Genomic DNA, 26592 nt, shown 5'->3' with positions numbered 1-26592 from the left:
GTTCACCATGAGCGAGCCGGCCAAGGCAGGTGCCCTCGACCGGCTGCGGGCCCGGTACGGCTGGCTGGACCACGTCCTGCGCGCCTACCAGCGCTTCGACGACCGCAACGGCGGGTTCTTCGCGGCCGGCCTCACCTACTACACGATCTTCGCGCTATTCCCTTTGCTGATGGTCGGTTTCGCGGCCTTCGGGTTCATCCTGGTCCGGCGGCCCGAGCTGCTGAAGACGATCGACGACCACATCCGGTCCCAGGTGACCGGCGCGCTGGGCGATCAGCTGCTCGACTTGATGAACTCGGCGATCGCCGCGCGGGCGTCGGTGGGTGTCATCGGCCTGGCCACCGCGGTCTGGGCGGGTCTGGGCTGGATTTCGCATCTGCGCCAGGCGGTGACGGAGATGTGGTGGGACGAGCGCATCGAGTCGCCGGGCTTCGTGCGCAACAAGCTTTCCGATCTGTTGGCCATGCTGGGAACGTTCGCGGTGATCATCGCCACCGTCGGCCTGACCACCGTGGGCCATGACGCACCTCTAGCCGCCCTGTTGAAATGGCTTGGAGTTCCGCAGCTTTCGGTATTGGACTGGCTCTTTTGGCTGTTGTCGATCGTGATCTCGACGGCCATCTCCTGGATGTTGTTCACCTGGATGATCGCCCGGCTGCCGCGCGAGAAGGTCAGCCTGGCCGACTCGGCGCGCGGCGCGCTGATGGCGGCGGTCGGGTTCGAAGCGTTCAAGCAGGTGGGTTCCATCTATCTGCGGGTGGTGTTGCGCAGCCCCGCGGGCGCCACGTTCGGCCCGGTGCTGGGTCTGATGGTGTTCGCCTACATCACCTCGTATCTCGTGCTGTTCTGCACGGCGTGGGCGGCGACGGCATCCGATCACCCGCGCACCCGCCACGTCGCACCGCCCGCGCCGGCGATCATCGCCCCGCGCGTGCAGCTGGACGAGGGGATCAGCACGCGGAAGACGCTGACCGCGATGGCGATGGGAGCCGTTGGGGCACTGGCCCTGTCGCGCGTCACCCGGCGGCTGCGCTAGCCGCCCACCCGCCAGTCGCCGCGAACCATGACCGCGCTGACCCGCAGATCCCGATCCAGCACAACAAGATTGGCTTCATAGCCGGCGCGCAGGCTGCCCACCCGCTCCAGGCCGAGCGCGTGCGCCGGCGTCGCCGAGGTCGTCTGCGCCGCGACGGCCAGTCCCGCATCGGCATGCACGGCGCGAAACAGCCGATCCATGGTCGCGGTGCTGCCCGCGATCGTCGACGTCCCGGCAACCCGCGCCACGCCGGAGACCACGTCGACGGCAACCGCGCCGAGGCGGAACGCCCCGTCGCCCTGGCCGGCCGCGGCGATGGCGTCGGTGACAACGGCGACCCGCTCGGGCCCGGCCGCCCCGGTCACCGCGCGCACGACGGCCGGGTGCACGTGCACGCCGTCGGCGATCAGTTCGACGGTGACTCCCGGGTGGCGCAGCAGGGCGAGCACGGGCCCGGGCTCGCGGTGGTGCAGCGGCGGCATCGCGTTGCACAGGTGGGTGCCGACCGTGGCGCCGAGTGCGATGGCGTGTTCGGTCTGCTCATAGGTGGCGTCCGTATGCCCCACCGCCACAACCACTCCAGCGCCGAGAAAGCGCCGGATCGCGTCGTCGGCCCCGGGCAGCTCGGGCGCCAGGGTGACCATCCGGATCGCGCCGCCGCCGGCGTCGAGTACGGCGTCGATCTCGGCCGGGTCCGGGTCGCGCAGCTGGGCCGGGTCGTGCGCCCCGCAGCGGGCCCGGGAGAGCCACGGCCCCTCCAGGTGAATGCCGGCGACGGTGCCGTGCCGGGCGGCCTCGGCGAGCGCGCGCACGCCGGCGAGCAACTCCGCGGGCGAGGCGGTCACCAGGCTGGCGAGCGTCGTCGTGGTGCCGTGCCGCAGATGGAATTCGGCCGCCCCGGTGATGCCGCCGCGGTCGGTGTAGGAGGCGCCGCCGCCGCCGTGCACGTGCATGTCGATGAACCCGGGCACCACGGTGCCGTCGGGGAAGTCCGTGCCGGCCGGGCGGGGCGGGGCGCCCGCGCCACAGGCCGCGATTCGCCCGCCGTCCGTTTCCAGCCAGCCCGGCCGGCGGACCTGCCCGTCGAGCACCATGGTGCCGGCGGCGATCACTACCATCGGCCGCCGTTCTCCCAGAAGTGCCGGATTTCCTCCAGCTGGCGTCCCTTGGTCTCGGGCGCAAACCGGTAGACGACGACGAACGCGACTACCGCCAGGGCGGCGAACACCGCGAAAGTGCCTGCGCCACCGAGGGAATGCAGCATGGTGAGGAACACGGCGGCGATGATCGCGTTGGCCACCAGGTTGGAGGTGAGCATCGTGCTCGACCCGATCGACCGCAACCGGGACGGGAAGCTCTCGCTGGCGTACACCCAGCCCAGGGACCCGAACCCCATGGTGTAGCCGATGATGAACAGCAGTATGCCGGCGAAGCCGAGCGCCGCGCCGCCGATGCCCCGGCCGAACACGCCCATCAGCACGACGTCGGCGGCGATCATCATGGCGATGCCGGACAACAGGATTGGCCGCCGGCCCACCCGGTCGACGAGCAGCAGCGATGCGCCCACGGCGGCCAACCCGGCGACCTGGACCAGGGCCGGCAGCGCCAGCAGCGCGAAGTTGCCCGCGAAGCCCATCGCTTGGAATATCCGTGGGCTGTAATAGATGATCGCGTTGATGCCGGTGATCTGGATCAGGAAGCCGAGCGTGATCACGAAGGCGGTGGCCCGCGCATACGGCGGGCGCAGCATCTCGGACCAGCCGCCGCTGCTGCCCTCGCTCAGCGCGCGGCCGATCTCGGCGAGTTCCTCGTCGACCCGGGCGTCGGGCTCGACGCGCAGCAGCGCCCGGCGGGCCTCGTCGGGCCGGCCCTTCAGCACGTACCACCGGGCCGTGTCGGGCGCGCGAATCAGCAACGGCAGCAACAACATCGCGGGCACCGTGGCCAGCCCCAGCATCCAGCGCCAGCTGTGGGTCCCGGCCAGTAGATATCCGGTCAGGTAGCCGACGATCAGCCCGCTGACGATGGCCAGCTGATAGGCGGTCAGCAGCGACCCGCGCACTGCCGTCGGGGCCGATTCCGCGACGTAGACCGGCACGACCACCACCGCCACGCCCAGCGTCAGGCCCAGCAGGAGCCGGGCCGTCAACAGCATCGGCAGGGAAACCGACAGCGCGCCCAGCAGGGCGAACGCCGCGTAGGCGACCAGCAGCAGCACCACCGACTTCTTGCGCCCGATCGCGTTGGCCAGCACGCCCGCGCCGAGCGCCCCGGCGATCTGGCCGATCACCACCATGGACGTCAGCAGTTCCTGTTGCCGGGTGGACAACCCGAAGTCCTCGGTGACGTAGAGCTGCGCGCCGGCGATGATGGACAGGTCGTAGCCGTAGATGAGGCCCACGCTCGCGGCGGTCGACGCGACCAGTAGGCCGCGCCGGGCGGTGGTCATCTGGGTGAGTTTAGTGTTGCGGCCGCCCTGATCGACGCACTCACCGTCGGCGCTTTCAGCTAATCGCTACGGGCCTTACCGGTCCGCAGCCGATCGCGCAGCAACTCGATGACCCGCTCGGGGTCGTCGGGGCTGATGCATGGCCGCACCCGGCGCCCGAGGTGGAGCACCAGGAGCGTCTGCTTGCGGGCCCGGTGGACGTCCAGCGGGAACCAGTAGCGCGGGTCGCCCGCTCCCCAGATCCGGCCCTTGCCGCTGCTCCAGGTCATCTGCTCGGTTTTGACGCCCTGGATCTCGCTGTACGGGATCCGCTTCGGGCTGGCCAATGGGAAGTAGTAGCGCCGGATCGTGATTCCGTCCTCGTCGAGCCGGAGGCCGGAGTCCTCATACAAGGCTTCGCTCATCCGCAAGACGGTGCCACAGCAAACTTCTACGGTCAACGGTGCTGATGCTGCGGCCTGCGGTTCATGGACCGCGCGACCAGGATCAAGCTAAACACGATGATGGTCCCGATGACGGCGACGCCCACCCGGACCGGCAGCGCATCCGCCGACGGGATGAGCCCCGCGGCCTGCGCGCCATTGCCCTGCCGGTCGGCCGCGCTGTCGCGTTTGGCGGGCGCCAGCGAGGGGTCGGGCTCGATCAGGTTGCCGACCTGGGTGCCCTGCGGTGTGCTGAAACCGTAGTCCAGCAGGTGCGCCGCCTGCTCCCACGGGGCGATGGGCTGCCGCGTCCCGTGCAGCAGCACGGCCATCAGGCGGCGCCCGTTGTGGTTGGCCGCGCCCACGAACGTCTGGCCGGCGTCGTCGGTGTAACCGGTCTTGCCGCCCAGGGCGCCCGGGTACTTGTAGAGCAGCTGGTTGTCGTTTTCCAGTTCGTAGCCGGGATGGTCGCCGTGGCCGGGGAAGTCGAACGTCCGCGTCGCGACGATGTCGGCGAAAGTCGGGTTCTGCCAGGCGTAGCGGTAAAACAGGCCAACGTCGTAGGCCGACGTGCTCATGCCGGGCCCGTCCAGCCCGGACGGTGTCGCCACCCGGGTGTCCTTGCCGCCGAGCTTGGCGGCCAGCACATTGATCTTCTCCACCGCTTGCTGCATGCCGCCGAGCTGCATGGCGAGCGCGTGCGCGGCGTCGTTGCCGGAGTGCATCAGCAGGCCGTGCAGCAGCTGGTTGACGGTGAACACCCCGCCTTCTTCGACGCCGACCTTGGTGCCCTCGGCGGCCGCGTCGTCGGCGGTGCCGGGTACCGCCTTGTTCAGGTTGAGCGCATTGATGGCGGCCATCGCGACCAGCACCTTGATGATGCTGGCGGGGCGGTGCCGGCCGTGCGGGTCCTTGGCCGCGATCACCGCGCCGCTGTCCAGGTCCGCCACCAGCCACGCGTCGGCGGAGACGTCGGTGGGCAGCGCCGGCGTATCGGGGGCGGCGACGATGCCGCAGCCGGCCAGCGCCTCGCCGCCGACCGGCTTGGCGGGCACCGCCAGCGGGATCGGCGGGTCGCCGGCCTGGGGAACTTCCGACGAATCCACCGCGGGTGGGGTGTTCACCTTGAAGGGGCAGTTCGCGGGTGCGGCGTTGGGTCCGGCGGCGCCGGGCTCGGCATGGGCGGCGGGTAAGGCCGCGGGCGCGGCCAGCGGCACCGGGGCGGCGATCAGGAAAGCGGCCGCTGCCAGGCACGATGCGGGGCGTAGGAAGTTCATTGCTTGTGCAGACTAGGCGATTGTGGGCCCGATTCGAGGGAGCCGCGCTGTGACTGGTGATACGGAAGTTGCGAGAGCCGGGGCCGCGCGAGAACGCCGCCGAGCCACTACGCTGGGCATGCCGTCAGCGTGACAGCAACGAATCTTCCCGCCGAGATCCGAGGGCCCGCCATTCACACCGATCGTCTCTGGTCCCGGTTGCGGCGGAACCGCGACGCTCCGCGGTCGTTGCAACAGCTGATCAAGGAAGTCGAGAAGTCCACGCAGGTCCGCCGCTCCGGCCTGGAAGGCGTGCTGACCGAACTGCAGCAGCATCGTGACGCCACCTCCGACGCCGGCCTGCGGGAGGCGCTCACCTGGCTCTGCAACGCGGTGACTCGGATGGTGACCAACCCGACGGCGGCGCATTCCCGGGAGGTGCTGGTTGCGGCCGACGCGGTGAAGCGCCGCTAAATCTTGTTGGACGCCTCCGCGAGCACGCCGCGCAGTACCGATTCGATGGTGTCGAACTCGGCCTGGCCGCTGATCAGCGGCGGGGCCACCTGAACGACGGGATCGCCACGGTCGTCGGCGCGGCAATACAGGCCCGCTTCGAAGAGCGCCGGCGACACATAGCCGTGCAGCACCCGTTCGCACTCCTGCGCGCTGAACGTTTCCTTGGTCGCCTTGTCCTTGACCAGCTCGATGCCGTAGAAGTAGCCCTCGCCGCGCACGTCGCCGACGATGGGCAGGTCGTAGAGCCGCTCCAGGGTGGCGCGGAACGCGGACGCGTTCTGCTTGACGCGGTCGTTGAGGACCTCGCGCTCGAAGATGTCTAGGTTGGCCAGGCCCACGGCCGTCGAAACCGGATGTCCGCCAAAGGTATAGCCGTGCGGAAAGACGGTGGTTCCGTCGTTGAACGGCTCGAACAGTCGCTCGCTGGCGATCATCGCGCCCAGCGGCGAGTAGCCCGACGTCAACCCCTTGGCGCAGGTGATCATGTCGGGCACGTAGCCGAAGTCTCCGATCTCCGATGAGCAGGCGAACATCGACCCGATCCGGCCGAACGCGCAGATCACCTCGTCGGAGACCAGCAGCACGTCGTACTCATCGCAGATCTGCCGCACCCGTTCGAAATAGCCCGGGGGAGGGGGGATGGCGCCGCCCGCGTTCTGCACCGGTTCCAGGAACACCGCGGCGACGGTCGCCGGGCCCTCGAACTCGATCGCCTCGGCGATCCGGTCGGCGGCCCATCGCCCAAATGCCTTGGGGTCGTTGGCGAACGGGTCGGGCGCCCGATAGAAGTTCGTGTTGGGCACCCGGAATCCGCCGGGCGTCACCGGTTCGAACGGCGCCTTGTATGACGGCAGGCCGGTGATCGCGAGGGCGCCCTGGGTGGTGCCGTGGTAGGCGATCGACCGCGAAATCACCTTGTGCTTACCGGGTTTGCCGGTCAGCTTGAAGTACTGCTTGGCCAGCTTCCACGCGGTCTCGACGGCCTCGGTGCCGCCGGTGGTGAAGAACACTCGGTTCAGGTCGCCCGGAGCGTAGCGCGCCAGGCGCTCGGCGAGCTCGACCGCGGTCGGGTGGGCGTAACCCCACAGCGGGAAATACGCGAGCGTGCTCGCCTGCCGCGCGGCGACCTCGGCGAGTTCGGTGCGGCCGTGGCCGACCTGCACGGTGAACAGCCCGGACAGCGCGTCGAGGTAGCTCTTGCCGCGGTCGTCGAAGATGGTCACGCCGTCACCGCGGACGATGACCGGCGGCGTGATGCCGGAGCCGTGCCGGGCGAAGTGCAGCCACAGGTGTTCTGTCATGGTGTCTGCGAGACTAGCCGCGCTAGGCTCGGGATATGACCGGGACCGAACAGGTCTCACTCTTCGAATCTTTGCGGCCGCACCTGATGGCGGTCGCCTACCGGCTCACCGGCACGGTGGCCGACGCCGAGGACATCGTTCAGGAAGCCTGGCTGCGCTTCGACGGGCAGGAGGCCACCATCACCGACCCGCGGGCATGGCTGACCACGGTGGTGAGCCGGCTGGGCCTGGACAAGCTGCGTTCGGCCGCGCACCGGCGCGAGACCTACACCGGCAACTGGCTGCCGGAGCCGGTGGTGACCGGGCTCGACCCCGCTGATCCGCTGGCCGCCGTGGTGACCCGCGAGGACGCCCGGTTCGCGGCGATGGTGGTGCTCGAACGCCTCTCGCCCGACCAGCGGGTCGCCTTCGTGCTGCACGACGGCTTCGCGGTGCCCTTTGCCGAAGTGGCCGGCGTGCTGGGCACCAGCGAGGCCGGCGCCCGGCAGCTGGCGTCGCGGGCCCGCAAGGCCGTCACGGCGGAACCGCCGCCAAAGCCCGACCCGTCGCACGACGAGGTGGTCGGCCGGCTGCTGGCCGCCATGGCCGCCGGCGACCTGGACACCGTGGTCTCGCTGCTGCATCCCGACGTCACCTTCACCGGCGATTCGAATGGCAAGGCGCCCACGGCCGTTCAGACCATTCACGGCCCGGACAAGGTTGTCCGGTTCATGCTGGGCCTGGCGCAGCGCTACGGACCGGCGATGTTCACCTCGTATCAGCTGGGGCTGGTCAACGGCGAACTGGGCGTCTACACAGCCGGCTGCCCCGCCTCCGACGGCTACCGCGAGATGCTGCCGCGGATCACCGCGCTGACGGTGCGCGACGGAAAGGTTTGCGCGCTCTGGGATATCGCCAACCCGGACAAGTTCACCGGCTCTCCGCTGCGGTCTCGCTAGCCCAGGGCACGCGGCAGGCGTCCCCGGAGTTGAAGCCCTGCTCGGTGATGCCCAGCGCGGTGTTCATCCGGGCCCGCATGTTCTCCACGCCGATCTGATAGGTCAGCTCGATCACGCCCGCATCGCCGAACCGGGCCCTCAGGTCGGCGACCTGCTCGTCGGTGACGGTGTGCGGGTCGGTCGTCATCGCGTCGGCGTAGCGGATCGCGGCACGCTCGTCGTCGGTGAAAGCCGTTGAGGTGGCGTAATTGTCGATCTCTTTGAGCCGCTCGACGTCGAGGCCGTCCAGGCGCTGCAGCATCGACCCGAAGTCGACGCACCAGGAGCAGCCGACGCTGCGCGCGGTCCACAACACCGCCAGCTCACGCACGCTGACCGGCAGCACCTTGGACGCGCGGTCGATCATCGTCTCGTGCACGGCGCCGGCGACCATCAGCTTGCGATGGTGGGCGGCCACCGTGAACGGTTCGGGAACCTGGCCGTAGCGCCGCGCGGCGATCCGGTACATCGCGCGGGTCAGCAGCCCGGCGCGCTGGGGGGACAGGGGCTCGATGCGGGTCTTCTGTGTCATACCCCTACAGACGAGACAGGCCGCGAAAGTGTGACGGGCGGATTGCGCCTCGTCGACCGCCCGAGAGTCGTAGCATGCGGCTAGCCACTCGGCATCGATGACCAGTGGTTGGCGATGGGGGCCGACGATGACCGCGCTGTTCAGCCCATGGTGGCGGGCCGATCAGTATGACTGGCTTTCCGGTTACCTCGCTTCGCGGGGCCTGAGCGGCGCCACCCGGGCCGTGATGGCGTTGATCGCCGCGTCGATGGTGCTGTGCCTTCTCGCTCTGCTCGCCGGCTCGGACGGGCCCCGCGGGCCGGTTCCGGTGGCGATGATGTGGGCTGCCGTCGCCGGCGGTGTGGCGGGGGTGTTGTTGTGGGTATGGCGCTGGCCCACCCGCCGCCAGTCGGTCGTCTTCGCCATGACCTGCAACACCGCCGTCGCCCTGGCGTGCCTGGCGCACCCCAACCCGCTGGCCGCCCTGATCGGCTGCATCGCCTTCGCCACCTTCGGCGCCTACATGGCGTTCTTCCACACCACGGGCTTCGTGCTCTACAACTTCGCGGTCGCCGCCGCCGTCGGCTCCTGGGAGGCGTTGTCGCTGGCCGGAACCGGCCACCCCAGCCTGGCCGGGGTGGATCTGTGGCTGGTGATCGAGGTCAACATCGCCCTTCCGCTGGCGATCCGGATCCTGGTGCGCGCCCTGTCGGGCGATCTGCTGACCGCGGACCGCGACCCGCTGACCGGCCTGCTCAACAGGCGCGCATTCCAGCACGAGGCGCTGGGGATGATCCTGGCGCGCCGGGGCATCGACTCCCACCTCGTGGTCATGCTCATCGACCTCGACAATTTCAAAGCCCTCAACGACAGGTGTGGCCACGCCGCCGGCGACCACGCGCTGGTCCAAGTGGCGAAAGCGCTGTTGGCCGCCGCGGACAACCAGGCGGTGGTGGCGCGAAGCGGCGGCGAGGAGTTTCTGTTGGCCGGCACGTCGGCGGGCTGCAACGCCGAGTCCCTGGCAGCGCGGATGTGCCGGGCCATCGCGGCCTCGACGGCGGGGGTAACCGCCAGCATCGGCACCGCCTGCGCCCGCCTGGACGACACCGCGGCCGAGCCGCAGGCCCTTCTGGGCGAGTTGGTCACCGCCTCGGATGCCGCGATGTATCAGGCTAAACGGTTGGGGGGCAACCGAAGTAGTCATCACGAACTTTGTTGACCCCCGGGGCCGGTCAGCGGGTGAACATCAGCGCGCGCTTGACCTCCTGGATCGCCTTGGTGATCTGGATGCCACGCGGGCAGCACTCGGTGCAGTTGAACGTGGTGCGGCACCGCCACACGCCGTCCACCTCGTTGAGGATGTCGAGGCGCTCGGCGGCGGCCTCGTCGCGGCTGTCGAAGATGAAGCGGTGCGCGTTGACGATCGCCGCCGGGCCGTAGTAGCTGCCCTCGTGCCAGAACACCGGGCAGCTGGTGGTGCAGGCCGCGCACAGGATGCACTTGGTGGTGTCGTCGTAGCGGGCGCGGTCGGTGGGGCTCTGAATGCGTTCCCGCGTCGGCGGATTCCCGCTGGTGACCAGGTACGGCTTGACCGCGCGGTAGGCGTCGAAGAACGGCTCCATGTTGACGATCAGGTCCTTCTCGACCGGCAGGCCACGGATCGGTTCCACCGTGATGGTCAGTTGCTTGCCCTTCTTCTCGGGCAACAGGTCGCGCATCAGCACCTTGCAGGCCAGCCGGTTCACGCCGTTGATCCGCATGGCGTCCGAGCCGCACACCCCGTGGGCGCAGGAACGCCGGAAGGTCAGCGTGCCGTCCAGGTAGCTCTTGATGTAGATCAGCAGGTTGAGCAGCCGGTCGCTGGGCAGGCACGGCACCCGAAAGCTTTGCCAGCCACCGGTTTCCGCGAACGAATCGGGATTGTCGGGGTTGAATCGCGCGATCTTCAACGTCACCATCACCGCCCCCTCGGGGATGGGCGGAAGTGGCGGCTCGAGGCGGGGTTCGGCAGACTCGCCTGCAGTCATCAGTACTTCCGTTCCTTCGGTTCGTAGCGGGTCTGCACGACGGGTTTGAAGTCCAGCGCGATGTCGCTCAGCAGGTCGGTGCCCTGCTTGTAGGCCATCGTGTGGCGCATGTAGTTGACGTCGTCGCGGTTCGGGTAGTCCTCCCGGGCATGCCCGCCCCGGGACTCCTTGCGGTTCAGCGCGCCCACCACCGTGACCTCGGCAAGCTCCAGCAGGAAACCCAGCTCGATGGCCTCCAGCAGGTCGCTGTTGAAGCGCTTTCCCTTGTCGTGCACGGTGATTCGGGAATAGCGCTCCTTGAGCGCGTGGATGTCGGTCAGTGCCTGCTTCAGCGTCTCCTCGGTGCGGAACACGGCGGCGTTGTTGTCCATCGACTGCTGCAGTGCGCCGCGGATGTCGGCCACGCGTTCGTTGCCGTGCTCGTTCAGGATGTCGCCGACCCAGCCGACCACCATCGCCTCCGGGTTGGGCGGCATGTCGACGAAGTCGTGCCCGTCGGCGAAATCCGCGGCCGCGATGCCGGCGCGGCGGCCGAAGACGTTGATGTCCAGCAGCGAGTTGGTGCCCAGCCGGTTGGCGCCGTGCACCGACACGCACGCGCATTCGCCGGCCGCATACAGGCCCGGCACCGTAGAAGTGTTGTCCCGCAACACCTGTCCGGTGACGGTGGTGGGGATGCCGCCCATCACGTAGTGGCACGTCGGGTAGACCGGGACCAGCTCGTGCACCGGGTCCACGCCCAGGTAGGTGCGGGCGAACTCGGTGATGTCGGGCAGCTTGGCCTCGAGCACGTCCTCGCCGAGGTGGCGGACGTCGATGTAGACGTAGTCCTTGTGCGGGCCGGCGCCGCGGCCCTCCAGCACCTCCAAAACCATCGAGCGGGCGACGATGTCGCGCGGCGCCAGGTCGATGATCGTCGGCGCGTAGCGCTCCATGAACCGCTCGCCCTCGCCGTTGAGCAGCCGGCCGCCCTCACCGCGCACGGCTTCGGAGATCAGGATGCCCAGCCCGGCCAGGCCGGTCGGGTGGAACTGGTGAAACTCCATGTCCTCCAACGGAAGTCCCTTGCGGAACACGATCCCGATGCCGTCGCCGGTGAGCGTGTGTGCGTTGGAGGTGGTCTTGTACATCCGGCCCGACCCGCCGGTCGCGAGGACCACGGCCTTGGCGTGAAAGACGTGGACCTCGCCGGTGGCCAACTCGTAGGCCACCACGCCGGTGGCCACCGGGCCCCGCGGCGTTTCCGTCAAAACCAGGTCCAGCGCATAGAACTCGTTGAAGAACTGCACGTCGTGCTTAACGCAGTTCTGGTAGAGGGTCTGCAGGATCATGTGGCCGGTGCGGTCGGCGGCGTAACACGCCCGGCGCACCGGGGCCTTGCCGTGTTCGCGGGTGTGCCCGCCGAAGCGGCGCTGGTCGATGCGGCCCTCGGGGGTGCGGTTGAACGGCATCCCCATCTTCTCGAGGTCGAGCACCGCGTCGATGGCTTCCTTGCACATGATCTCCACCGCGTCCTGGTCGGCGAGGTAGTCGCCGCCCTTGACGGTGTCGAAGGTGTGCCATTCCCAGTTGTCGTCCTCGACATTGGCCAGCGCCGCGCACATCCCACCCTGGGCGGCGCCGGTGTGGCTGCGGGTGGGGTAGAGCTTGGTCAGCACCGCGGTCCGCACGCGTGGGCCGGCTTCCACCGCCGCGCGCATGCCGGCGCCGCCGGCGCCGACGATCACCACGTCGTAGCGGTGTTGCTGGATCACCGGTCAGCCTCCGATATTCGGGTCGAATGTCACCAGCACATAGGTGCCGAGCACCAACGTGAAACCCATCGACAGCAGCAGCAGGCTGTTGAGCCAGAAGCGGGTGCTGTCCTTGCGGCTGTAGTCGTCGATGATGGTGCGCAGGCCGTTGCCGCCGTGCAGCTGCGCCAGCCACAACAGCGCCAGATCCCAGAATTGCCAGAACGGCGAGGCCCAGCGCGCAGCCACGTAGTTGAAGTCGATGCGGTAAACGCCGTTGTCCCACATCAGCATGACGAACAGGTGTCCGACGGCCAGGATGATCAGCGCGACTCCAGAGAACCGCATGAACAGCCACGCGAACTTCTCGAAGTTGGGGATGCCGGCCCGGCGGCGCGGCGAGCGCGGGTTGTCCAGGCTGGCCGGCCGGTCGTGGCTGCGCTGGTGCACCGGGGCGACCTGGCCCCGGCCCAGCTGCAGGTCGGGGGCGCTCATCGGAGGTGCTCGGCGATGTGGATGCCGGTCACCACGCCGGCCGGAACCATGAGCAGCAGGAAGACGACGCCGACGATCCAGAACATCAGCTTCTGGTAACGGGTGCCCTCGGACCAGAAGTCGATGAGGATGACGCGGATGCCGTTCAGCCCGTGGAATGCCACCGCGGCCACCAGCCCGTACTCCATCAGGCCGACGACCGGGGTCTGATAGTCGTGGATCACCGCGTTGTAGGTCTGCGGGCTGACCCGCAGCATCGCGGCGTCCAGCACGTGGACGAACAGGAAGAAGAAGATGGTCGCGCCGCTGATGCGATGCAACACCCACGACCACATGCCCGGGTCGCCCCGATACAGGGTCCGGGGTGGACGCCGCTTGCGCGAGGGCGCAGATTCTTTTCCCGGATCCGCGGTTGTCGCCTGTGTGGTCACCCTGTCCTCACCGCCTTCTGACATAGGGGCAGTTCAGCCTAACCCGGCCGGGGGACCGCCTGCGCCGCACAGTCGGCCGAGCGAAGTGGCGTGTCAGAGCTAGGCTGACCGTCTGACGTAGCAAGAGCTGAGCGGGGTTGCGATATGCCTGATGTCGATTGGAAGATGTTGCGCCACAAGGCAACCAATGCTGCCGCAGGGGCCTACGCGCCGTACTCCCGGTTCCCGGTGGGGGCGGCCGCGCTGGTTGACGACGGGCGCGTGGTCACCGGTTGCAATGTGGAGAACATCTCATATGGCCTTGGTCTCTGTGCCGAATGCGGTGTGGTGTGCGCCCTGCACGCGACCGGCGGCGGCCGGCTGATCGCGCTGGCCTGCGTCGACGGGCAGGGGGCCCCGCTGATGCCGTGCGGGCGATGCCGCCAGCTGCTGCTGGAGCACGGCGGCCCCGACCTGCTGGTCGACCATCCGGCCGGGCCGCGAAGCCTCGGCGAGCTCCTGCCCGACGCTTTCAGCGCCGACCTGCCGCGGGAACCCCGTTGACCGACTTGAACTCCGACGCGCCGACGGTGATCCGAACCAAGCGCGACGGCGGCCGGCTCTCGGAGGCCGCCATCGCATGGGTCATCGACGCCTACACCCACGGCCGGGTCGCCGAGGAGCAGATGTCGGCGCTGCTGATGGCGATCTTCCTGCGCGGCATGGACCGCGGCGAGACCGCCAGCTGGACCGCGGCGATGTTGGCGTCCGGCGAACGGCTCGACTTTCGCGACCTGGGTAGGCCCACCGTGGACAAGCACTCCACGGGCGGCGTGGGGGACAAGATCACCCTGCCCCTGGTGGCCGTCGTGGCCGCCTGCGGCGCCGCGGTGCCGCAGGCGTCGGGGCGGGGGCTCGGGCACACCGGCGGCACCCTGGACAAGCTCGAGTCCATCGCCGGGTTCACCGCCGCCCTGTCGAACCGGCGGGTGCGCGACCAACTCACCGACGTGGGCGCCGCCATCTTCGCGGCCGGGGAGCTGGCGCCGGCCGACGCCAAGCTGTACGCCCTGCGCGACGTCACCGCCACCGTCGAGTCGCTGCCACTGATCGCCAGCTCGGTGATGAGCAAGAAGCTGGCCGAGGGGACCGGGGCGCTGGTGCTCGATGTGAAGGTCGGTGCGGGGGCGCTGCTGGGGTCCGCGGACCGGTGCCGCGAGCTGGCCCACACCATGGTCGAGCTGGGTGCGGCGCACCGGGTGCCCACCCGCGCGCTGTTGACCGACATGAACGCCCCGCTGGGCGCGACCGTGGGCAACGCCCTCGAGGTCGCCGAGGCACTGGATGTGCTGGCCGGAGGCGGGCCGCCCGACGTGGTCGAGCTGACGTTGCGGCTGGCCGCCGAGATGCTCGAGCTGGCCGGGGTCGACGGCCGCGACCCCGCCGAGACGCTGCGCGACGGCACCGCGATGGATCGGTTCCGTCGGCTCGTCGCCGCCCAGGGCGGCGATTTGTCGGTTCCGTTGCCGATCGGTGCGCATTCCGACACCGTGACCGCCGCCCGGGGCGGCACAATGGGCGATATCGACGCGATGGCAGTGGGGCTGGCGGCTTGGCGGCTCGGTGCGGGCAGGTCCCGTCCGGGCGAACGGGTGCAGGCCGGCGCCGGCATCCGGATCCACCGCCGCCCCGGCGAACCGGTCGCGGGCGGCGCGCCGCTGTTCACCCTCTACACCGACACCCCGGAGCGCTTCGCCGCGGCGCTGGCCGAACTGGACGGCGGCTACAGCGTCGGCGACACGCCACCGGTCTCGCGCCCGCTGATCATCGATCGGATCGTCAAGTGACCACCCCCCTGGGACTCGAGCAGATCAAGAAGGCGCCCAAGGCGCTGCTGCACGATCACCTCGACGGGGGGCTTCGCCCGTCGACCGTGGTCGAGATCGCCGGCCAGACCGGCTACGACGGGCTGCCCACCACCGACGTCGACGAGCTGGCCACCTGGTTTCGCACCCAGTCGCACAGCGGCTCGCTGGAGCGCTACCTGGAGCCGTTCTCGCACACCGTTGCGGTGATGCAAACCTCCGACGCTCTGCATCGCGTCGCCCACGAATGCGTGGAGGACCTGGCCGCCGACTCGGTCGTCTACGCCGAGATCCGGTTCGCGCCCGAGCTGCACATCGACCGTGGGCTGTCGTTCGACGAGATCGTCGACGCCGTGTTGGCCGGCTTCGCCGACGGCGAGAGGGCCTGCGCCGCCGCGGGCCGGCCGATCGTGGTGCGGCTGCTGGTAACGGCCATGCGGCACGCAGCGGTGTCCCGGGAGATCGCCGCGCTGGCAATCCGGTTCCGGGACAAGGGAGTTGTCGGATTTGACATCGCCGGCGCCGAGGCCGGGAACCCGCCGACGCGGCACCTGGATGCCTTCGAGTACATGCGAGACCACAACGCGCGCTTCACCATTCACGCGGGCGAGGCGTTCGGGCTGCCGTCCATCCACGAGGCGATCGCGTTCTGCGGCGCCGACCGCTTGGGCCACGGGGTGCGCATCGTCGACGATATCGACGTCCTCGACGACGGCCGGGTTCGGCTCGGCCGGCTGGCATCGATTCTGCGGGACAAGCGAATTCCGTTGGAGCTGTGCCCGAGCTCCAACGTGCAGACCGGCGCCGTGAAAAGCATCGCGGACCATCCGTTCGACCTGTTGGCCCGCACCCGGTTCCGGGTGACCGTGAACACCGACAACCGGCTGATGAGCGATACCACGATGAGCCTCGAAATGTGCCGACTGGTCGAGGCTTTCGGTTACGGCTGGAGCGACCTCGAGCGGTTCACCATCAATGCGATGAAGTCGGCATTCCTCCCGTTCGACGAGCGGCTGGCGATCATCGACGACGTGATCAAACCGCGTTACGCAGTGCTGATCGCAGGCTGACGCCGCTCGCCCGAAACACAGGCGAGCGGCGCAGCTTTCGGCTCAGCGGGTGAGGCGCGTGCCGGTGCGACGACCGGTCAGCGCCTCGTAGAGCGCGATGAGGACGATGGCGGCGCCGACTCCGATGAAGAACGGAACCCACGCGATGCCACCGTTGGCGTTGTGGTATCCGAACTGGCTGGCGACCGCCGAGCCGATCAAACCGCCTACGGCGCCGATCACGACGGTCATGATCATGCCGACGTTCTGCTTACCCGGCATCACCAGGCGGGCGACCACACCGACGATCGCGCCCACGATGATGGCGAGGATGATGGATCCGACCATTTCAGCTCCTGTCGTAACGGCACTCGGGGTGGGCGCCATCTGCGAGAAGGATTTCCCCGAAAACACGGACTTCTAACACAATTCGTGTGGAAGTCAGTTCAGGTCGGCGGCGAGCCCGATGGCGCGCACCGTGCCGGCCAGGTGGATCTGCACCGCACGCAGCGCCCGCTGGGCGTCGCCGTCGCGCAGCGCCTCGGCGATATCGCGGTGCTCGTCGAGGATCGTCGTCACCCGGTCGGGGTCGCGAAGCGCCGATTCGCCGATCATCCTCATCTGCCGATCCCGCAGGGACCCATAGAAACCCGACAAGATGGCGTTCCCCGACTCGGCCAGCGTGACCGCGTGGAAGGCGCGGTCGGCGTCGAGAAACTCGGCCCAGTCGGTGCGGTCGACGGCGGCACGCTGCCGTTGCAACTCGCCCGAGAGCCGCTCGAAAACCGCGGCCCACGCGGCGGGCCCGCGGCCCACCAGTTTGGTGGCGGCGAACTGCTCCAGGAGCAGTCGCGCCTCCATCACCGACCGGACCTCGTCGGGCGAAACGGGCACCACCAGGGCGCCGCGCTGCGGGTACAGGCGCAGCAACCCCTCGGCCTCCAGCCGCAGGAACGCCTCGCGCACCGGGGTGCGTGACATCCCCAGCGCGGCGGCCACGTCACCCTCGCTGATCAGCTCCCCGCCCGGGAACGCGCCGGTGAGGACCTGCGTCTTGACGTAATCCAGCGCGCGGTCCTTGGCCGTGCCCGGCCGCGGGTCAGTCGTTGCCACGGCAGCCTTCCGGTAGCTAAGTCGTATCCCAGCGTGTGGTGACGGTACACCCGGCGGCCTGCCGGCCGGGCCGTACCGCGTCACACGCCGCCGGCATTTGACAAACCGGCAACTGAGATACAAGATAGATACGAGAAAGACATAAGACGCACCCCAGTAGCGAGAGCAGCCCGAAGGAGACGCGAATGTCCGTCACCGAAACAGCCCTGACCCCAAACCTGGATCCGACGATTCCCGCGCCGATGATCAACGTGGCCGAGTACGGCTTCGAGGGTCGCTTCCAGGACTGGGCCTCCGACGCCGAGTATTTCGAATACTCCAAGGCCGCCAACCCCATCGGCTCGGGACACGTCCCGCAGGTTCCGGTTACCCGGTTCGATCCGGATGTCTACACCGATCGGCCCACCGGGGTGATCCCGCTGGATCTGTCCAAGGAGCTGCAGATCGAGACCGGCGCGGCGACCAGCCCCGCGCTGCTGGCCAACTTCGTGCGCATCCGGCCGGGCGAGCAGGTCGAAACCAGCCCCAACGCCACCTCGCAGCTGTACTACGTGCTCTACGGGCGCGGCTTCGCCGCGGTCAACGGCCACCTGGTCGGATGGGAGAAGGGCGACTTCCTCACCCTCCCCGCGGGCACCCGCTCGGTGTTCTACGCGGCCGCCGACACGGCCATCTACTGGGTGCACGACGAGCCGCTGATGCGATACCTCGGCGCCGAAGCCACCCAGCCGCGGTTCCGGGCGACCAAGTTTCGCCGTTCGGATGCGGTGGCCAAGCTGGAGGAGATCGCGTCGCGCCCCGGTGCCAACGAGAAGAGCCGGGTCAGCGTGCTGCTGGCCAACTCCAACCAGGAACAGACGCTGACCATCACGCATGTCCTGTGGGCCATGTTCGGCGTGCTGCCCCCGAACCAGGTGCAGCGCCCGCACCGGCACCAGTCGGTCGCCCTCGACCTGATCCTCGACGCGCCGGCCAGCGGCTGCTACACGCTGCTGGGCACCCGTCTCGACGAGCACGGCGACATCGTCGACCCGATGCGGGTGGACTGGCGGGCCGGCTGCGCCTTCACCACCCCGCCGGGCATGTGGCACGCCCACTACAACGAGACCGACCAGCCCGCACACCTGATCCCGATCCAGGACGCCGGGCTGCAGACCCACCTTCGCAGCCTCGACATCAAGTTCACGCAGCGCCGCGACCTCGTCGCCGGCTGACCCGGCGGGCCGTGCGCGGTCCACAGTTCGCGCATAGTGTGGCTGCACATGAAGCTGCCCCTGCTGGGCCCCGTCTCGGTCACCGGCTTCCAGAACGCGTGGTTCTTCCTGTTCCTGCTGCTCGTTCTGCTGATCCTGGGCCTCTACGTCGTGCTGCAGTTCGCCCGCCGCCGGCGGGTGCTGCGGTTCGCGAACATGGAGGTGCTCGAGCGCGTCGCGCCGGCGCACCCCAGCCGGTGGCGGCACGTGCCGACCATCCTGCTGGCCGTGTCGCTGGTGCTGCTGACCACCGCGATGGCCGGGCCGACCTCCGACGTCCGGATCCCGCTCAACCGCGCGGTCGTCATGCTGGTCATCGACGTGTCGGAGTCCATGGCCTCCACCGACGTCCCGCCCGACCGGCTGACCGCCGCCAAGGAGGCCGGCAAGCAATTCGCCGACGAGCTGACGCCGGCCATCAACCTGGGGCTGGTGGAGTTCGCGGCCAACGCCTCGCTGCTGGTCTCCCCGACCACCAACCGTGCGGCCGTGAAGGCGGCGATCGACAACCTGAAGCCGGCCCCCAAGACCGCGACGGGTGAAGGCCTCTTCACCGCGCTGCAGGCCATCGCGACGGTCGGCTCGGTGATGGGTGGCGGCGACGGCCCGCCGCCGGCGCGCATCGTGCTGGAGTCCGACGGCGCCGAGAACGTGCCGCTGGACCCCAACGCCCCGCAGGGGGCGTTCACCGCCGCCCGGGCCGCCAAGGCCGAGGGTGTGCAGATCTCGACGATCTCCTTCGGGACGCCGTACGGCACGGTCGAGTACGAGGGCGCCACCATCCCGGTTCCCGTCGACGACCAGACACTGCAGAAGATCTGCGAGATCACCGACGGCCAGTCGTTCCACGCCGACAGTCTCGAGTCGCTGAAGAACGTCTATGCGACCCTGCAGCGCCAGATCGGCTACGAGACCGTCAAGGGCGACGCCAGCCTGGCGTGGATGCTGTTGGGCGCCGTCGCGATGGCCGGTGCCATCCTGGCCGGCCTGTTCCTGAACCGCCGGCTGCCCTCCTGAGCGATCAGACCGGGAGCCGCCGGTTGATCAGCAGCGCCAGCGCCGTCGCGATCAGGGCGGTGATGACGCCCAGGCGCAACCACCCGGCGCTGCCCGGCCCCGGCACCGTGCGATAGCCGATGTCCTTCTCGATCGCGTTGTAGCTCTTGGAGAGCTCGGCGACGTTGCTGGCGGTGTACGACTGCCCGCCGGACAGCTTGGCGATCATCTTCATCTGGTCCGTCGCCACCGGGACGGCGACCCGTTGCCCGTCCATCTCGATCTCGCCGGTCTTGGTGCCGAACGAGATCGTCGAGATGGGCACCCCTTCGTCACGGGCCAGCCGCGCCGCGGTGTAGACGCCGTCATGCGGATCGCTGGGGTTGGACGGCTTGTTCTCCTTGCCGTCGGAGAGCAGCACGATGCGCGCCGGCGGCGGGGTGTCGCCCCCGGTGATCGCGGTGGCGCTCACCGCGTGCAGGGCGGTGAAAATGGCCTCGCCGGTGGCCGTGCTGTCGGCGAAGTCGAGTTTCTTCAGGGCGTCGATGGTCGCCTGGTGCTGCGGGGTCGGCGGCACCAGCAGGTACGGCGTGCCCGCGAAGCCCACCAGCCCGAGGTTGATGCCGGGCGTCAGCTGGCTGGCGAACTGGCTGGCCGCCTCCTCGGCGGCCTTGAGCCGGTTCGGTGGGACGTCGGTTGCCCGCATGGACTGCGACATGTCGATGACCAGCACGATGACGGCCCGGTTGCGCGGGATGCGCATGTCGTGGGTCGGGGTGGCCAGCGCGATGGTCAGCAGGGCCAGGCTGATCAGCGAGACGGCGATCGGAATGTGCCGCGTCGGCGACTGCGGCACGCTCGCCTCGGTGAACCGGCGCAGCCGGCGCCGGCGGCGGGCCTGGACCAGGACGTAGACCGCGAGCAGCGCCAGCGGGAGCAAACCGAACAACAGCATGCCCGGGCGTTGAAAGCCGTACAGCGGTAACGGGCCGATCCCGGGAAGCGACACCCGCCAGTAAAGAGGAGACTCAGGGGCCCGTCAAACGGGGGCTATTCGCGCCTGAGCCGCCCGTCGACGAATTGCTCCAGGTTCTCCCACTCCCGCACCGCCGCGGCGTACGGCGCCGAGGGCTTGCCGACCGAGCCGGGCTCGAGCACGTAGGCCACCAGCTTGCCCAGCGGGCGGCCCGTCTCCAGCGCCTTGTCGACCGTGCCCTCCTCCGAGTAGTCGCCGATGTCGCGGAGCAGTTCGACGGCCAGGTCCAGCTGGTCGCGGTCCACGGCGTCCGGTCCGTCCGCGATGTCGTCGGCCAGCCCGCTGAGCACGTAGATGTTGTCCTCGGTGACCTTGACTTCCAGCGAACCGTCGGTGGCCGCGGTGCGGATGTCGTCGTAGGTGCTCAGGTCGGCCAGGTCGTGGTCGTGCTCGTCGGCGAGGTAGCGGGCCAGCGCCCGCTCGGAGGTGAACACGCTGATGCGGCCGTTGCGGCCCAGGAAGATCGGGCGGTCGTCGAGGTAGCACCGCAGGGTGAAGAAGGTGCCCGAACTCGTCATGATCCGAATCGGATCGATGCCCACCTGCTGCCAGAAATCCTCGTCGCTGCCCAGGATCACGGTGTCAGCGGCCGCGCGGGGTTCCTCGTCATCGGCCTCCACGGCCTCGTCGGCCTCGTCGTCGGCGTCCTCGTCGGCCTCGGTGACGGCCTCGGTCTCGTCTGCCTCTTCTTCCTCGGGCTCTTCTTCCAGCTCGTCGGCGGCCTTGGCCGACAGCTTGGTGTCCACCTCGGGGGTGGTGACGATGTCCTCGATCGCGCTGAGCACGTCGTCCCAGCTGCGCCCGATGATCTCGCCGAGCGCGTTCCAGCGTTTGAGGCCGGCCTTGCCGCTGAAGTGGTCGATCCCGCCCGACACGGTGCCCAACGTGGGGTTGCCGTTGAAGAACTTCGACACCGCCGCGAGCTCGCACACCGAGCCGATTGACGAGACGAGCGCCAGCGTGCGGGCGAGCCCGGTCACCGACTCCTCGGTCGGCTTCTCCGACACCAGCTCCTCGACCGCGACCAGATCGAACTGCTTGTCGGCGGCCGGTGAGAACTTGTGCGCGTGCGCCGCGGTCAGGTCCTTCCACGCCGGGTGGTCGACCAGGTCGTTGTCGGTGTCGGAACGCACGAACGCGACCAGGTCGGCGACGGAGGAGAAGACGTACAGGTCTTCGTCCTTGCCCAGGAATGCCTCCCATTCGTCGCCGGCGTCCCGCCAGCGGGGCGCCCACACGGTGTAGCGGTCACCATCGGAGAGGCTCAGGCGGATGGGCACGAGGTCAGCAGCCATGCGGCACACAATAGCGACGGCCGGGGAGGGGGCCTGCTGTCGGGAGCGGCTAGCCCGGACCTAGCCCCAGATATCGGTGATCGGTGGCGCGCTGGCCGCGTATCCGGTTTTGGGCAGACCGTACATCTGCTCGATCGTGGACAGCACGTTGTAGTGGTTGATCTGTTCGCTGTAATTGCCGGGACGGACGTGGGCGCCGTAAAAGATCGTGGGGATCTGGTTTCGCGTCCCGCCGTCGTCCTCGTCGAACGTCACGATCAGCACGCTGTTGTTGGCCGCCGCCCAATTGGCGTAGCCCGACAGCTGGCGGTTCAGCCAGGCGTCCGCCTGGGCGATGGAGCCGTCGTGCATGTTGTTGTCGTTGTTGGGTATGACGAACGACACCGTGGGCAGGCTGGCGTAGTTGCCCATCGGGAACGCGGAGAACGGCAGCGAGTTCGCCGGCGGCACGTTGGTGAAGTTGGCCCAGGGCACGTGTTTGCGCGCGTACTTGCCGGCGCCGCACGCCGGCGAGCCGACCGCGGGCAGGCCTTCGGCGAAGCCGACGAATGTGTAGCCCGCGGCCAGCAATTCGGAGCCCAGGTTGGGCGCGGCGCCGCCGTTGACCGGGCACTGGTCCGTGGTCACCCCGAAGGTGTTGCCGGCGAACAGCGCCAGGTAATTCGGCTCGCTGGGGTGGGTTTCGGCGAACGACTGAACCATGTTGGCCCCACCCGCGGCCAGCGCGGTGATGAAAGGTGCCGACTTGTTGCCGATGATGCCGTTTTCCGAGCGGTTCTCCTCCACCACGATCACGATGTGCGCGGGTTGCGGAATCGTCGCTGCCACCAGGCCTATCCGCGGAGTCAGCGGGCTGGCCGCCAACGCGATCAAGGTCACCGCGCCGAGCAGCCCAAGGACTCGAAATGCCCTGCCCGTCAACCCTGTTGAACCCGCGATTCCGCTCAGCACTACGGGAGCATATGGGCCCACCCGGCGCGCCGCCGGTGGCGACGCGGGCGGCTTCAGCGGGGCGTTAGCGAAATGCGGCCGGATCGTTATATAAGGTCGAACACCGTGGAGGTGCGCGTTGTCGATCACCCGCTGGCGGTCGCCCGGCTGACGACGATGCGCGACGAACGCACCGACAACGAGGGATTTCGGGCGGCGTTGCGGGATCTGACCGCGATGCTGATCTACGAGGCCACCCGGGACGCGCCCAGAGAGACCTTTCCGGTCCGCACGCCGCTGGCCGAGACGCAGGGAGTGCGGCTGGCCAAACCGCCCCTGCTGGTGGCGGTGCTGCGGGCCGGACTGGGCATGGTGGACCAGGCGCTCGCGCTCCTGCCGCAAGCCCGGGTCGGATTCGTCGGCGTGGCCCGCGACGAGGAAACCCATCGGGCGACTGGGTATTTCGAGTCGCTACCCGACGAGCTGGCCGGCCTGCCGGTGTTCGTCATGGATCCGATGCTGGCCACCGGCGGGTCGTTGCAGTACACCGTCGGCCTGCTGCTGGAGCGCGGTGCGACCGACATCACGGTGTTGTGCGCGGTAGCCGCGCCCGAAGGCGTTGCCGCGCTTGAGAAGAAGGCGCCCGAGGCGCGGCTGTTCACCGTGGCCGTCGACGACGGGCTCAACGAGAACGCCTACATCGTGCCGGGTCTCGGCGACGCGGGCGACCGTCAATACGGGCCGCGGTAACTCACCAGCCCTGCGCCGTGGACACCAGCTCGTCGCGCACCGCCCTGGCCCGCTGCCGGGCATCGTCCAGCTCGCCGGTCACCGCGCAGCGAACCTCGATGTAGCACTTCATCTTCGGCTCCGTCCCGGAAGGCCGCACGACCAGCCTGACCGACGCGTCGTCGTCGCCGCCGGTGACGATCAGCGCGTCGGCGATGTCGGTAACCGTCGCCGTGAACCCGGCCAGCGTTTCCGGTGGCGTCTCGCGCAGCCGCCGCATCAGCTCGGCGGCCTCGGCGGCGTCGGCGACGCGGCGCGACACCGCCGCGACGTCGTGCACGCCGTACCGCCGGGCGAGCTCGTCGAGCGCGCCGGAAACCGAACGGCCCCGGTCTTTGAGCGCGGCCACCAGGTCGCACACCAGCACCGCGGCGCTGATGCCGTCCTTGTCGCGCACGGCGTCCGGGTCGACGCAGTGCCCGATCGCCTCCTCGTAGGCGTACACCAGCGTGCCGCCCGGCAGGTCGGCGTCTGCGCGCGCCAGCCACTTGAAGCCGGTGAGGGTTTCGACGTGGGTGGCCCCGTACCGGCGCGCGATGGCCGCCAGCATCCGTGACGACACCACGGTGCTGGCCACCACCGCAGCTCGGGGATCGGCGACCCGCGACAAGATGTAATCGCCCAGCAGCCAACCGGTTTCGTCCCCAGATAGCATGCGCCAGCCCGAACCGGCCGGGACACCGACCGCGCATCGGTCGGCGTCGGGGTCCAGCGCGATCGCGACGTCGGCGGCGACCTCCGCGGCCAAGGTGAGCAGCGCGTCCGTGGCGCCAGGCTCCTCGGGATTGGGGAAGGCGACGGTGGGAAAGTCGGGGTCCGGTGCGAACTGCGCTCCCACGGTGTGCACCTGCCCGAAGCCGGCGCGCTGCAACGCTTCCACGACCGCGGCGCCGCCCACCCCGTGCAGCGGGGTCAGGGCGACCCGCACCGAACCGGTGCCGCGCCGCACCGCGGCGGCCCGCGCGATGTAGCGCTCGACCAGATCGGTGACGGCGGGTTGCACCGGAACTCGGCGGATTTCGTCGGCCGGGGGAGCGGCGGCGATCGCGGCCTCGATCTCGCGGTCGGTGGGGGAGACGATCTGGATGCCGCCGTCCGTGTAGACCTTGTAGCCGTTGTCGGTCGGCGGGTTGTGCGAGGCGGTGATCTGTATCCCCGCGGCGGCGCCGGTGTGGCGCACGGCGAACGCGACCACCGGCGTCGGCACCGGCCCGGGCAGTAGCAGCACCGAGAAACCCTGGGCGGCAAGAACTTCGGCGGCGACGGTAGCGAAAACGGCGGAGCCGTGTCGGGAGTCACGCCCGACGATCACCGGCGAGCCGGCCAGGCCGCGCCCGTCGAGCACCCGCGCCACCGCCCAGGTGGCGCGCGACACCACCGCCACGTTCATGGCGTCGGGACCGCCGCGCACCGGACCGCGCAGGCCGGCGGTGCCGAATGTGAGCGGGTGGGCAAAGCGCGCGGCGAGCTCGTCGGGACCGCACGCCGCGAGCTCGGCGGCCGTCGCCGGGTCGGGATCGTGTGCGATCCACTGCGCCGCGGCGGTCGCAAGCCCGGCGTGGCCGGGGGCCGGGGACCGCCGCCACTCCTCGGGCGTCATCTCAGAACCGGGCTACGACGTCGGCCAGCAGCGCGCCCATTCGGCTGGCGGACGCGGCGCCGGCGGCGAGCACTTCCGCGTGGCTCAGCGGCTCGCCGCTGATCCCGGCGGCCGCGTTGGTGACCAGCGACACCCCCAGCACCTCGGCGCCCGCCGCCCGGGCCGCGATCGTCTCGTGCACGGTCGACATGCCGACCAGGTCGGCGCCCAGCGCCCGCAGCATCCGCACCTCGGCGGGCGTCTCGTAGTGCGGCCCGGGCAGGCCGGCGTAGACGCCCTCGGCCAGTCCCGGGTCCACCCGGCGGGCCAGGTCCCGCAGCCGCGGCGAGTAGGCGTCGGTCAGGTCCACGAACTGCGGGCCGACCAACGGCGAACGCGCGGTCAGGTTGAGGTGGTCGCTGATCAGCACCGGCTGGCCCACCGCCAGGTCGGGCCGCAGGCCGCCGGCCGCGTTGGTGAGCACGACGATGCGTGCCCCCGCCGCGCAGGCCGCCCGCACCGGGTGTACGACGTGGCACAGGTCGTGGCCCTCGTAGGCGTGCACGCGACCGACCAGCACCAGCACCCGGCGCTCGCCGATGCGCGTGGAGATCAGCTCGCCGGTGTGCCCGACCGCGGTGGGCGGCGCGAATCCGGGCACGTCGGCCTGGGGCAGCTCGGCGGTCGGGGAGCCGAGCGCGGCGACGGCCGGGCGCCATCCCGATCCGAGCACGATGGCGACGTCGTGCTCGGGCACGCCGGTGCGTTCCCCGATGGCCTGCGCCGCCAGTCGCGCCAGTTCGGTGGGGTCGGACGCGGGGTCGCTCACAGTCGGGGAGCTTAGCGCCGCGACGGCCCGCGCCGGCATATGTGAAAATCTGCCGCATGAAACTTCGTAGGTGGCAGGGGATCGGCATGGCCGTCGCCGTTGCGGTGTCGCTGTTTTCGATCGCGGGGGTGCCGACGGCGCGGGCCGACGGATGCTCCGACGTTCAGCTCATCTTCGCCCGCGGCACCGCGGAGCCGCCCGGGCTCGGGGTCGCCGGAGACGCGCTGCTCGCCGCGCTGCAGCCCGCCCTCGGCTCGCGCAGCGTCGACGCGTACGCGGTGAACTACCCGGCCAGCTATAACTTCCTGCAGACCGCCGACGGCGCCAACGACGCCCGCGACCACATCGCGGAGATGGTCGACCAATGCCCGAAGACGAAGCTGGTGCTCGGCGGTTTCTCGCAGGGCGCCGCCGCGGTCTCGATGCTGGCGGGGGTCCCGCCGCTGGGCGAGCGCATCGGCAACTTCGGGTCGGCTCCCGCGCTGGATCCGGGCCTGGCCAACAAGGTGGCGGCGGTGGCGGTGTTCGGCAATCCCGGCAACCGGTTCAACACGCCCCTTTCCACCACGGGCCAGTTCGCCGGCCGCGCCATCGACATCTGCGTTGCCGGTGATCCGGTGTGCGTGGTCGGCGGCCGGGACCGGGAGGCCCACCACGATTACGGTGTCCCGCCCTACCCCGGACAGGCGGCGGGATTCATCGCCGGACTGGTGTAACCGAGGCCG

General features: G+C 69.6%; 27 protein-coding genes and 1 pseudogene. 11 read left to right on the top strand and 17 right to left on the bottom strand.

All coding sequences use genetic code 11. From position 1 onward, the window contains the following. Positions 1-7 precede the first annotated feature (7 nt). On the top strand, positions 8-1036 hold the full coding sequence (gene yhjD / locus H7J89_RS14995) for an inner membrane protein YhjD (RefSeq protein ID WP_264044467.1): 1029 nt from the start codon (positions 8-10) through the stop codon (positions 1034-1036). On the opposite strand, the gene nagA is transcribed toward yhjD, so the two are convergent. The 4 genes from nagA to dacB1 are packed head-to-tail and all read right to left on the bottom strand — an operon-like array spanning position 1033 to position 5184. Continuing rightward, positions 1033-2154, bottom strand: a complete 1122-nt coding sequence (gene nagA / locus H7J89_RS14990) for an N-acetylglucosamine-6-phosphate deacetylase (RefSeq protein WP_264044466.1) — start codon at positions 2152-2154, stop codon at positions 1033-1035. The genes yhjD and nagA overlap by 4 nt on opposite strands. Continuing rightward, positions 2148-3485 carry a sugar porter family MFS transporter gene (locus tag H7J89_RS14985; RefSeq protein ID WP_264044465.1) on the bottom strand — a complete coding sequence of 446 codons (1338 nt, stop codon included), beginning with the start codon at positions 3483-3485 and terminating at the stop codon, positions 2148-2150. The genes nagA and H7J89_RS14985 overlap by 7 nt, the downstream gene beginning before the upstream one ends. 59 nt (positions 3486-3544) lie before the next feature. Next, the gene (locus H7J89_RS14980) at positions 3545-3889 is read right to left on the bottom strand and encodes a PH domain-containing protein (RefSeq protein WP_264044464.1); all 345 of its coding nucleotides are present in this window, start codon (positions 3887-3889) and stop codon (positions 3545-3547) included. Between the two features lie 32 nt (positions 3890-3921). After that, entirely contained in the window at positions 3922-5184 is a 1263-nt protein-coding gene (gene dacB1 / locus H7J89_RS14975; RefSeq protein ID WP_264044463.1) for a D-alanyl-D-alanine carboxypeptidase DacB1, read from the bottom strand. A 129-nt stretch (positions 5185-5313) separates the two neighbouring features. On the opposite strand from dacB1, the gene H7J89_RS14970 reads away from it, so the two are divergent. Then, the gene (locus tag H7J89_RS14970) at positions 5314-5637 is read left to right on the top strand and encodes a hypothetical protein (RefSeq protein WP_264044462.1); all 324 of its coding nucleotides are present in this window, start codon (positions 5314-5316) and stop codon (positions 5635-5637) included. Here the strand turns inward: H7J89_RS14970 and H7J89_RS14965 are convergent. Beyond that, positions 5634-6980: an aspartate aminotransferase family protein gene (locus H7J89_RS14965; RefSeq protein ID WP_264044461.1), complete on the bottom strand. Its 1347-nt coding sequence runs from the start codon at positions 6978-6980 to the stop codon at positions 5634-5636. The genes H7J89_RS14970 and H7J89_RS14965 overlap by 4 nt on opposite strands. A gap of 35 nt (positions 6981-7015) precedes the next feature. Here H7J89_RS14965 and H7J89_RS14960 point away from each other — a divergent pair, with 35 nt between their 5' ends. Then, entirely contained in the window at positions 7016-7918 is a 903-nt protein-coding gene (locus H7J89_RS14960) for a sigma-70 family RNA polymerase sigma factor (protein ID WP_264044460.1), read from the top strand. Here H7J89_RS14960 and H7J89_RS14955 read toward each other — a convergent pair. Next, a pseudogene (locus tag H7J89_RS14955) lies at positions 7890-8489 on the bottom strand (carboxymuconolactone decarboxylase family protein); the annotation flags it as partial. The gene H7J89_RS14960 and the pseudogene H7J89_RS14955 sit on opposite strands and share 29 nt — an antisense overlap. A gap of 97 nt (positions 8490-8586) precedes the next feature. Here H7J89_RS14955 and H7J89_RS14950 point away from each other — a divergent pair. Beyond that, the gene (locus H7J89_RS14950; RefSeq protein WP_264044459.1) at positions 8587-9687 is read left to right on the top strand and encodes a GGDEF domain-containing protein; all 1101 of its coding nucleotides are present in this window, start codon (positions 8587-8589) and stop codon (positions 9685-9687) included. 13 nt (positions 9688-9700) lie between these two features. On the opposite strand, the gene H7J89_RS14945 is transcribed toward H7J89_RS14950, so the two are convergent. From H7J89_RS14945 to sdhC, 4 genes are read right to left on the bottom strand one after another with little or no spacing between them, the layout of a single operon-like run. After that, positions 9701-10495, bottom strand: coding sequence for a succinate dehydrogenase iron-sulfur subunit (locus H7J89_RS14945; protein ID WP_264044458.1), 795 nt, complete (start codon positions 10493-10495; stop codon positions 9701-9703). Beyond that, the gene (gene sdhA / locus H7J89_RS14940) at positions 10495-12249 is read right to left on the bottom strand and encodes a succinate dehydrogenase flavoprotein subunit (RefSeq protein WP_264044457.1); all 1755 of its coding nucleotides are present in this window, start codon (positions 12247-12249) and stop codon (positions 10495-10497) included. The genes H7J89_RS14945 and sdhA overlap by 1 nt, the downstream gene beginning before the upstream one ends. A 3-nt stretch (positions 12250-12252) precedes the next feature. Next, positions 12253-12723: a succinate dehydrogenase hydrophobic membrane anchor subunit gene (locus tag H7J89_RS14935; protein ID WP_264044456.1), complete on the bottom strand. Its 471-nt coding sequence runs from the start codon at positions 12721-12723 to the stop codon at positions 12253-12255. Next, entirely contained in the window at positions 12720-13058 is a 339-nt protein-coding gene (gene sdhC / locus H7J89_RS14930) for a succinate dehydrogenase, cytochrome b556 subunit (protein WP_065444828.1), read from the bottom strand. The genes H7J89_RS14935 and sdhC overlap by 4 nt, the downstream gene beginning before the upstream one ends. A 240-nt stretch (positions 13059-13298) precedes the next feature. Between sdhC and H7J89_RS14925 the strand changes: the two genes are divergently transcribed. From H7J89_RS14925 to H7J89_RS14915, 3 genes are read left to right on the top strand one after another with little or no spacing between them, the layout of a single operon-like run. Next, the gene (locus H7J89_RS14925; RefSeq protein WP_264044455.1) at positions 13299-13697 is read left to right on the top strand and encodes a cytidine deaminase; all 399 of its coding nucleotides are present in this window, start codon (positions 13299-13301) and stop codon (positions 13695-13697) included. Continuing rightward, the gene (locus tag H7J89_RS14920) at positions 13694-14980 is read left to right on the top strand and encodes a thymidine phosphorylase (protein WP_264044454.1); all 1287 of its coding nucleotides are present in this window, start codon (positions 13694-13696) and stop codon (positions 14978-14980) included. Before H7J89_RS14925 ends, H7J89_RS14920 begins: the two co-directional genes overlap by 4 nt. Beyond that, complete coding sequence (locus H7J89_RS14915) at positions 14977-16068, top strand: adenosine deaminase (protein ID WP_264044453.1); 1092 nt, start codon at positions 14977-14979, stop codon at positions 16066-16068. The genes H7J89_RS14920 and H7J89_RS14915 overlap by 4 nt, the downstream gene beginning before the upstream one ends. Positions 16069-16110: 42 nt before the next feature. Here H7J89_RS14915 and H7J89_RS14910 read toward each other — a convergent pair whose 3' ends face one another. Then, positions 16111-16395, bottom strand: coding sequence for a GlsB/YeaQ/YmgE family stress response membrane protein (locus tag H7J89_RS14910; RefSeq protein WP_066945373.1), 285 nt, complete (start codon positions 16393-16395; stop codon positions 16111-16113). Between the two features lie 93 nt (positions 16396-16488). Further along, positions 16489-17160 (bottom strand): GntR family transcriptional regulator, encoded by a 672-nt coding sequence (locus H7J89_RS14905; protein WP_264044452.1) that lies wholly within the window; start codon positions 17158-17160, stop codon positions 16489-16491. Positions 17161-17345: 185 nt separating this feature from the next. On the opposite strand from H7J89_RS14905, the gene H7J89_RS14900 reads away from it, so the two are divergent. Together H7J89_RS14900 and H7J89_RS14895 are read left to right on the top strand one after the other, a co-directional pair. Then, on the top strand, positions 17346-18374 hold the full coding sequence (locus H7J89_RS14900; RefSeq protein WP_264044451.1) for a cupin: 1029 nt from the start codon (positions 17346-17348) through the stop codon (positions 18372-18374). A gap of 48 nt (positions 18375-18422) precedes the next feature. Continuing rightward, the gene (locus tag H7J89_RS14895) at positions 18423-19430 is read left to right on the top strand and encodes a VWA domain-containing protein (RefSeq protein WP_264044450.1); all 1008 of its coding nucleotides are present in this window, start codon (positions 18423-18425) and stop codon (positions 19428-19430) included. Between the two features lie 4 nt (positions 19431-19434). Here H7J89_RS14895 and H7J89_RS14890 read toward each other — a convergent pair whose 3' ends face one another. From H7J89_RS14890 to H7J89_RS14880, 3 genes are read right to left on the bottom strand one after another with little or no spacing between them, the layout of a single operon-like run. Next, the gene (locus H7J89_RS14890) at positions 19435-20418 is read right to left on the bottom strand and encodes a VWA domain-containing protein (RefSeq protein ID WP_264044449.1); all 984 of its coding nucleotides are present in this window, start codon (positions 20416-20418) and stop codon (positions 19435-19437) included. A 41-nt stretch (positions 20419-20459) separates the two neighbouring features. Next, entirely contained in the window at positions 20460-21740 is a 1281-nt protein-coding gene (gene satS, locus H7J89_RS14885) for a protein export chaperone SatS (protein ID WP_264044448.1), read from the bottom strand. 60 nt (positions 21741-21800) lie between these two features. Then, positions 21801-22631, bottom strand: coding sequence for an alkaline phosphatase family protein (locus tag H7J89_RS14880; protein ID WP_276042182.1), 831 nt, complete (start codon positions 22629-22631; stop codon positions 21801-21803). Positions 22632-22796: 165 nt separating this feature from the next. On the opposite strand from H7J89_RS14880, the gene upp reads away from it, so the two are divergent. After that, complete coding sequence (gene upp, locus H7J89_RS14875; RefSeq protein ID WP_264044447.1) at positions 22797-23420, top strand: uracil phosphoribosyltransferase; 624 nt, start codon at positions 22797-22799, stop codon at positions 23418-23420. Position 23421: 1 nt separating this feature from the next. Here the strand turns inward: upp and H7J89_RS14870 are convergent, their stop codons facing one another. Both H7J89_RS14870 and H7J89_RS14865 read right to left on the bottom strand, forming a co-directional pair. Next, positions 23422-25059 (bottom strand): phospho-sugar mutase, encoded by a 1638-nt coding sequence (locus H7J89_RS14870; protein ID WP_264044446.1) that lies wholly within the window; start codon positions 25057-25059, stop codon positions 23422-23424. A gap of 1 nt (position 25060) precedes the next feature. Further along, entirely contained in the window at positions 25061-25867 is an 807-nt protein-coding gene (locus H7J89_RS14865) for a purine-nucleoside phosphorylase (protein ID WP_264044445.1), read from the bottom strand. An 86-nt stretch (positions 25868-25953) separates the two neighbouring features. On the opposite strand from H7J89_RS14865, the gene H7J89_RS14860 reads away from it, so the two are divergent. Beyond that, entirely contained in the window at positions 25954-26583 is a 630-nt protein-coding gene (locus H7J89_RS14860; protein WP_264044849.1) for a cutinase family protein, read from the top strand. Positions 26584-26592 lie beyond the last annotated feature (9 nt).

It is taken from the genome of Mycobacterium paraffinicum, from assembly GCF_025822865.1.
In the GTDB taxonomy this organism is placed as follows: domain Bacteria; phylum Actinomycetota; class Actinomycetes; order Mycobacteriales; family Mycobacteriaceae; genus Mycobacterium; species Mycobacterium paraffinicum.
The sequence above is the reverse complement of the archived record's forward strand: the minus strand, read 5'-3'. Positions and strand labels throughout refer to the sequence as shown.

What these genes read in the sequence shown, in the direction of transcription:
- H7J89_RS14950 (WP_264044459.1), top strand. Translation starts at nt 8,587, where the DNA reads ATGACCAGTGGTTGGCGATGGGGGCCGACGATGACCGCGCTGTTCAGC.
- H7J89_RS14895 (WP_264044450.1), top strand. Translation starts at nt 18,423, where the DNA reads ATGAAGCTGCCCCTGCTGGGCCCCGTCTCGGTCACCGGCTTCCAGAAC.
- H7J89_RS14985 (WP_264044465.1), bottom strand. Translation starts at nt 3,485, where the DNA reads ATGACCACCGCCCGGCGCGGCCTACTGGTCGCGTCGACCGCCGCGAGC.
- dacB1 (WP_264044463.1), bottom strand. Translation starts at nt 5,184, where the DNA reads ATGAACTTCCTACGCCCCGCATCGTGCCTGGCAGCGGCCGCTTTCCTG.
- H7J89_RS14980 (WP_264044464.1), bottom strand. Translation starts at nt 3,889, where the DNA reads ATGAGCGAAGCCTTGTATGAGGACTCCGGCCTCCGGCTCGACGAGGAC.
- H7J89_RS14860 (WP_264044849.1), top strand. Translation starts at nt 25,954, where the DNA reads ATGGCCGTCGCCGTTGCGGTGTCGCTGTTTTCGATCGCGGGGGTGCCG.
- yhjD (WP_264044467.1), top strand. Translation starts at nt 8, where the DNA reads ATGAGCGAGCCGGCCAAGGCAGGTGCCCTCGACCGGCTGCGGGCCCGG.
- H7J89_RS14910 (WP_066945373.1), bottom strand. Translation starts at nt 16,395, where the DNA reads ATGGTCGGATCCATCATCCTCGCCATCATCGTGGGCGCGATCGTCGGT.
- H7J89_RS14960 (WP_264044460.1), top strand. Translation starts at nt 7,016, where the DNA reads ATGACCGGGACCGAACAGGTCTCACTCTTCGAATCTTTGCGGCCGCAC.
- H7J89_RS14935 (WP_264044456.1), bottom strand. Translation starts at nt 12,723, where the DNA reads ATGAGCGCCCCCGACCTGCAGCTGGGCCGGGGCCAGGTCGCCCCGGTG.
- satS (WP_264044448.1), bottom strand. Translation starts at nt 21,740, where the DNA reads ATGGCTGCTGACCTCGTGCCCATCCGCCTGAGCCTCTCCGATGGTGAC.
- H7J89_RS14900 (WP_264044451.1), top strand. Translation starts at nt 17,346, where the DNA reads ATGTCCGTCACCGAAACAGCCCTGACCCCAAACCTGGATCCGACGATT.
- nagA (WP_264044466.1), bottom strand. Translation starts at nt 2,154, where the DNA reads ATGGTAGTGATCGCCGCCGGCACCATGGTGCTCGACGGGCAGGTCCGC.
- H7J89_RS14965 (WP_264044461.1), bottom strand. Translation starts at nt 6,980, where the DNA reads ATGACAGAACACCTGTGGCTGCACTTCGCCCGGCACGGCTCCGGCATC.
- H7J89_RS14870 (WP_264044446.1), bottom strand. Translation starts at nt 25,059, where the DNA reads ATGACGCCCGAGGAGTGGCGGCGGTCCCCGGCCCCCGGCCACGCCGGG.
- H7J89_RS14945 (WP_264044458.1), bottom strand. Translation starts at nt 10,495, where the DNA reads ATGACTGCAGGCGAGTCTGCCGAACCCCGCCTCGAGCCGCCACTTCCG.
- H7J89_RS14925 (WP_264044455.1), top strand. Translation starts at nt 13,299, where the DNA reads ATGCCTGATGTCGATTGGAAGATGTTGCGCCACAAGGCAACCAATGCT.
- sdhC (WP_065444828.1), bottom strand. Translation starts at nt 13,058, where the DNA reads ATGTGGTCGTGGGTGTTGCATCGCATCAGCGGCGCGACCATCTTCTTC.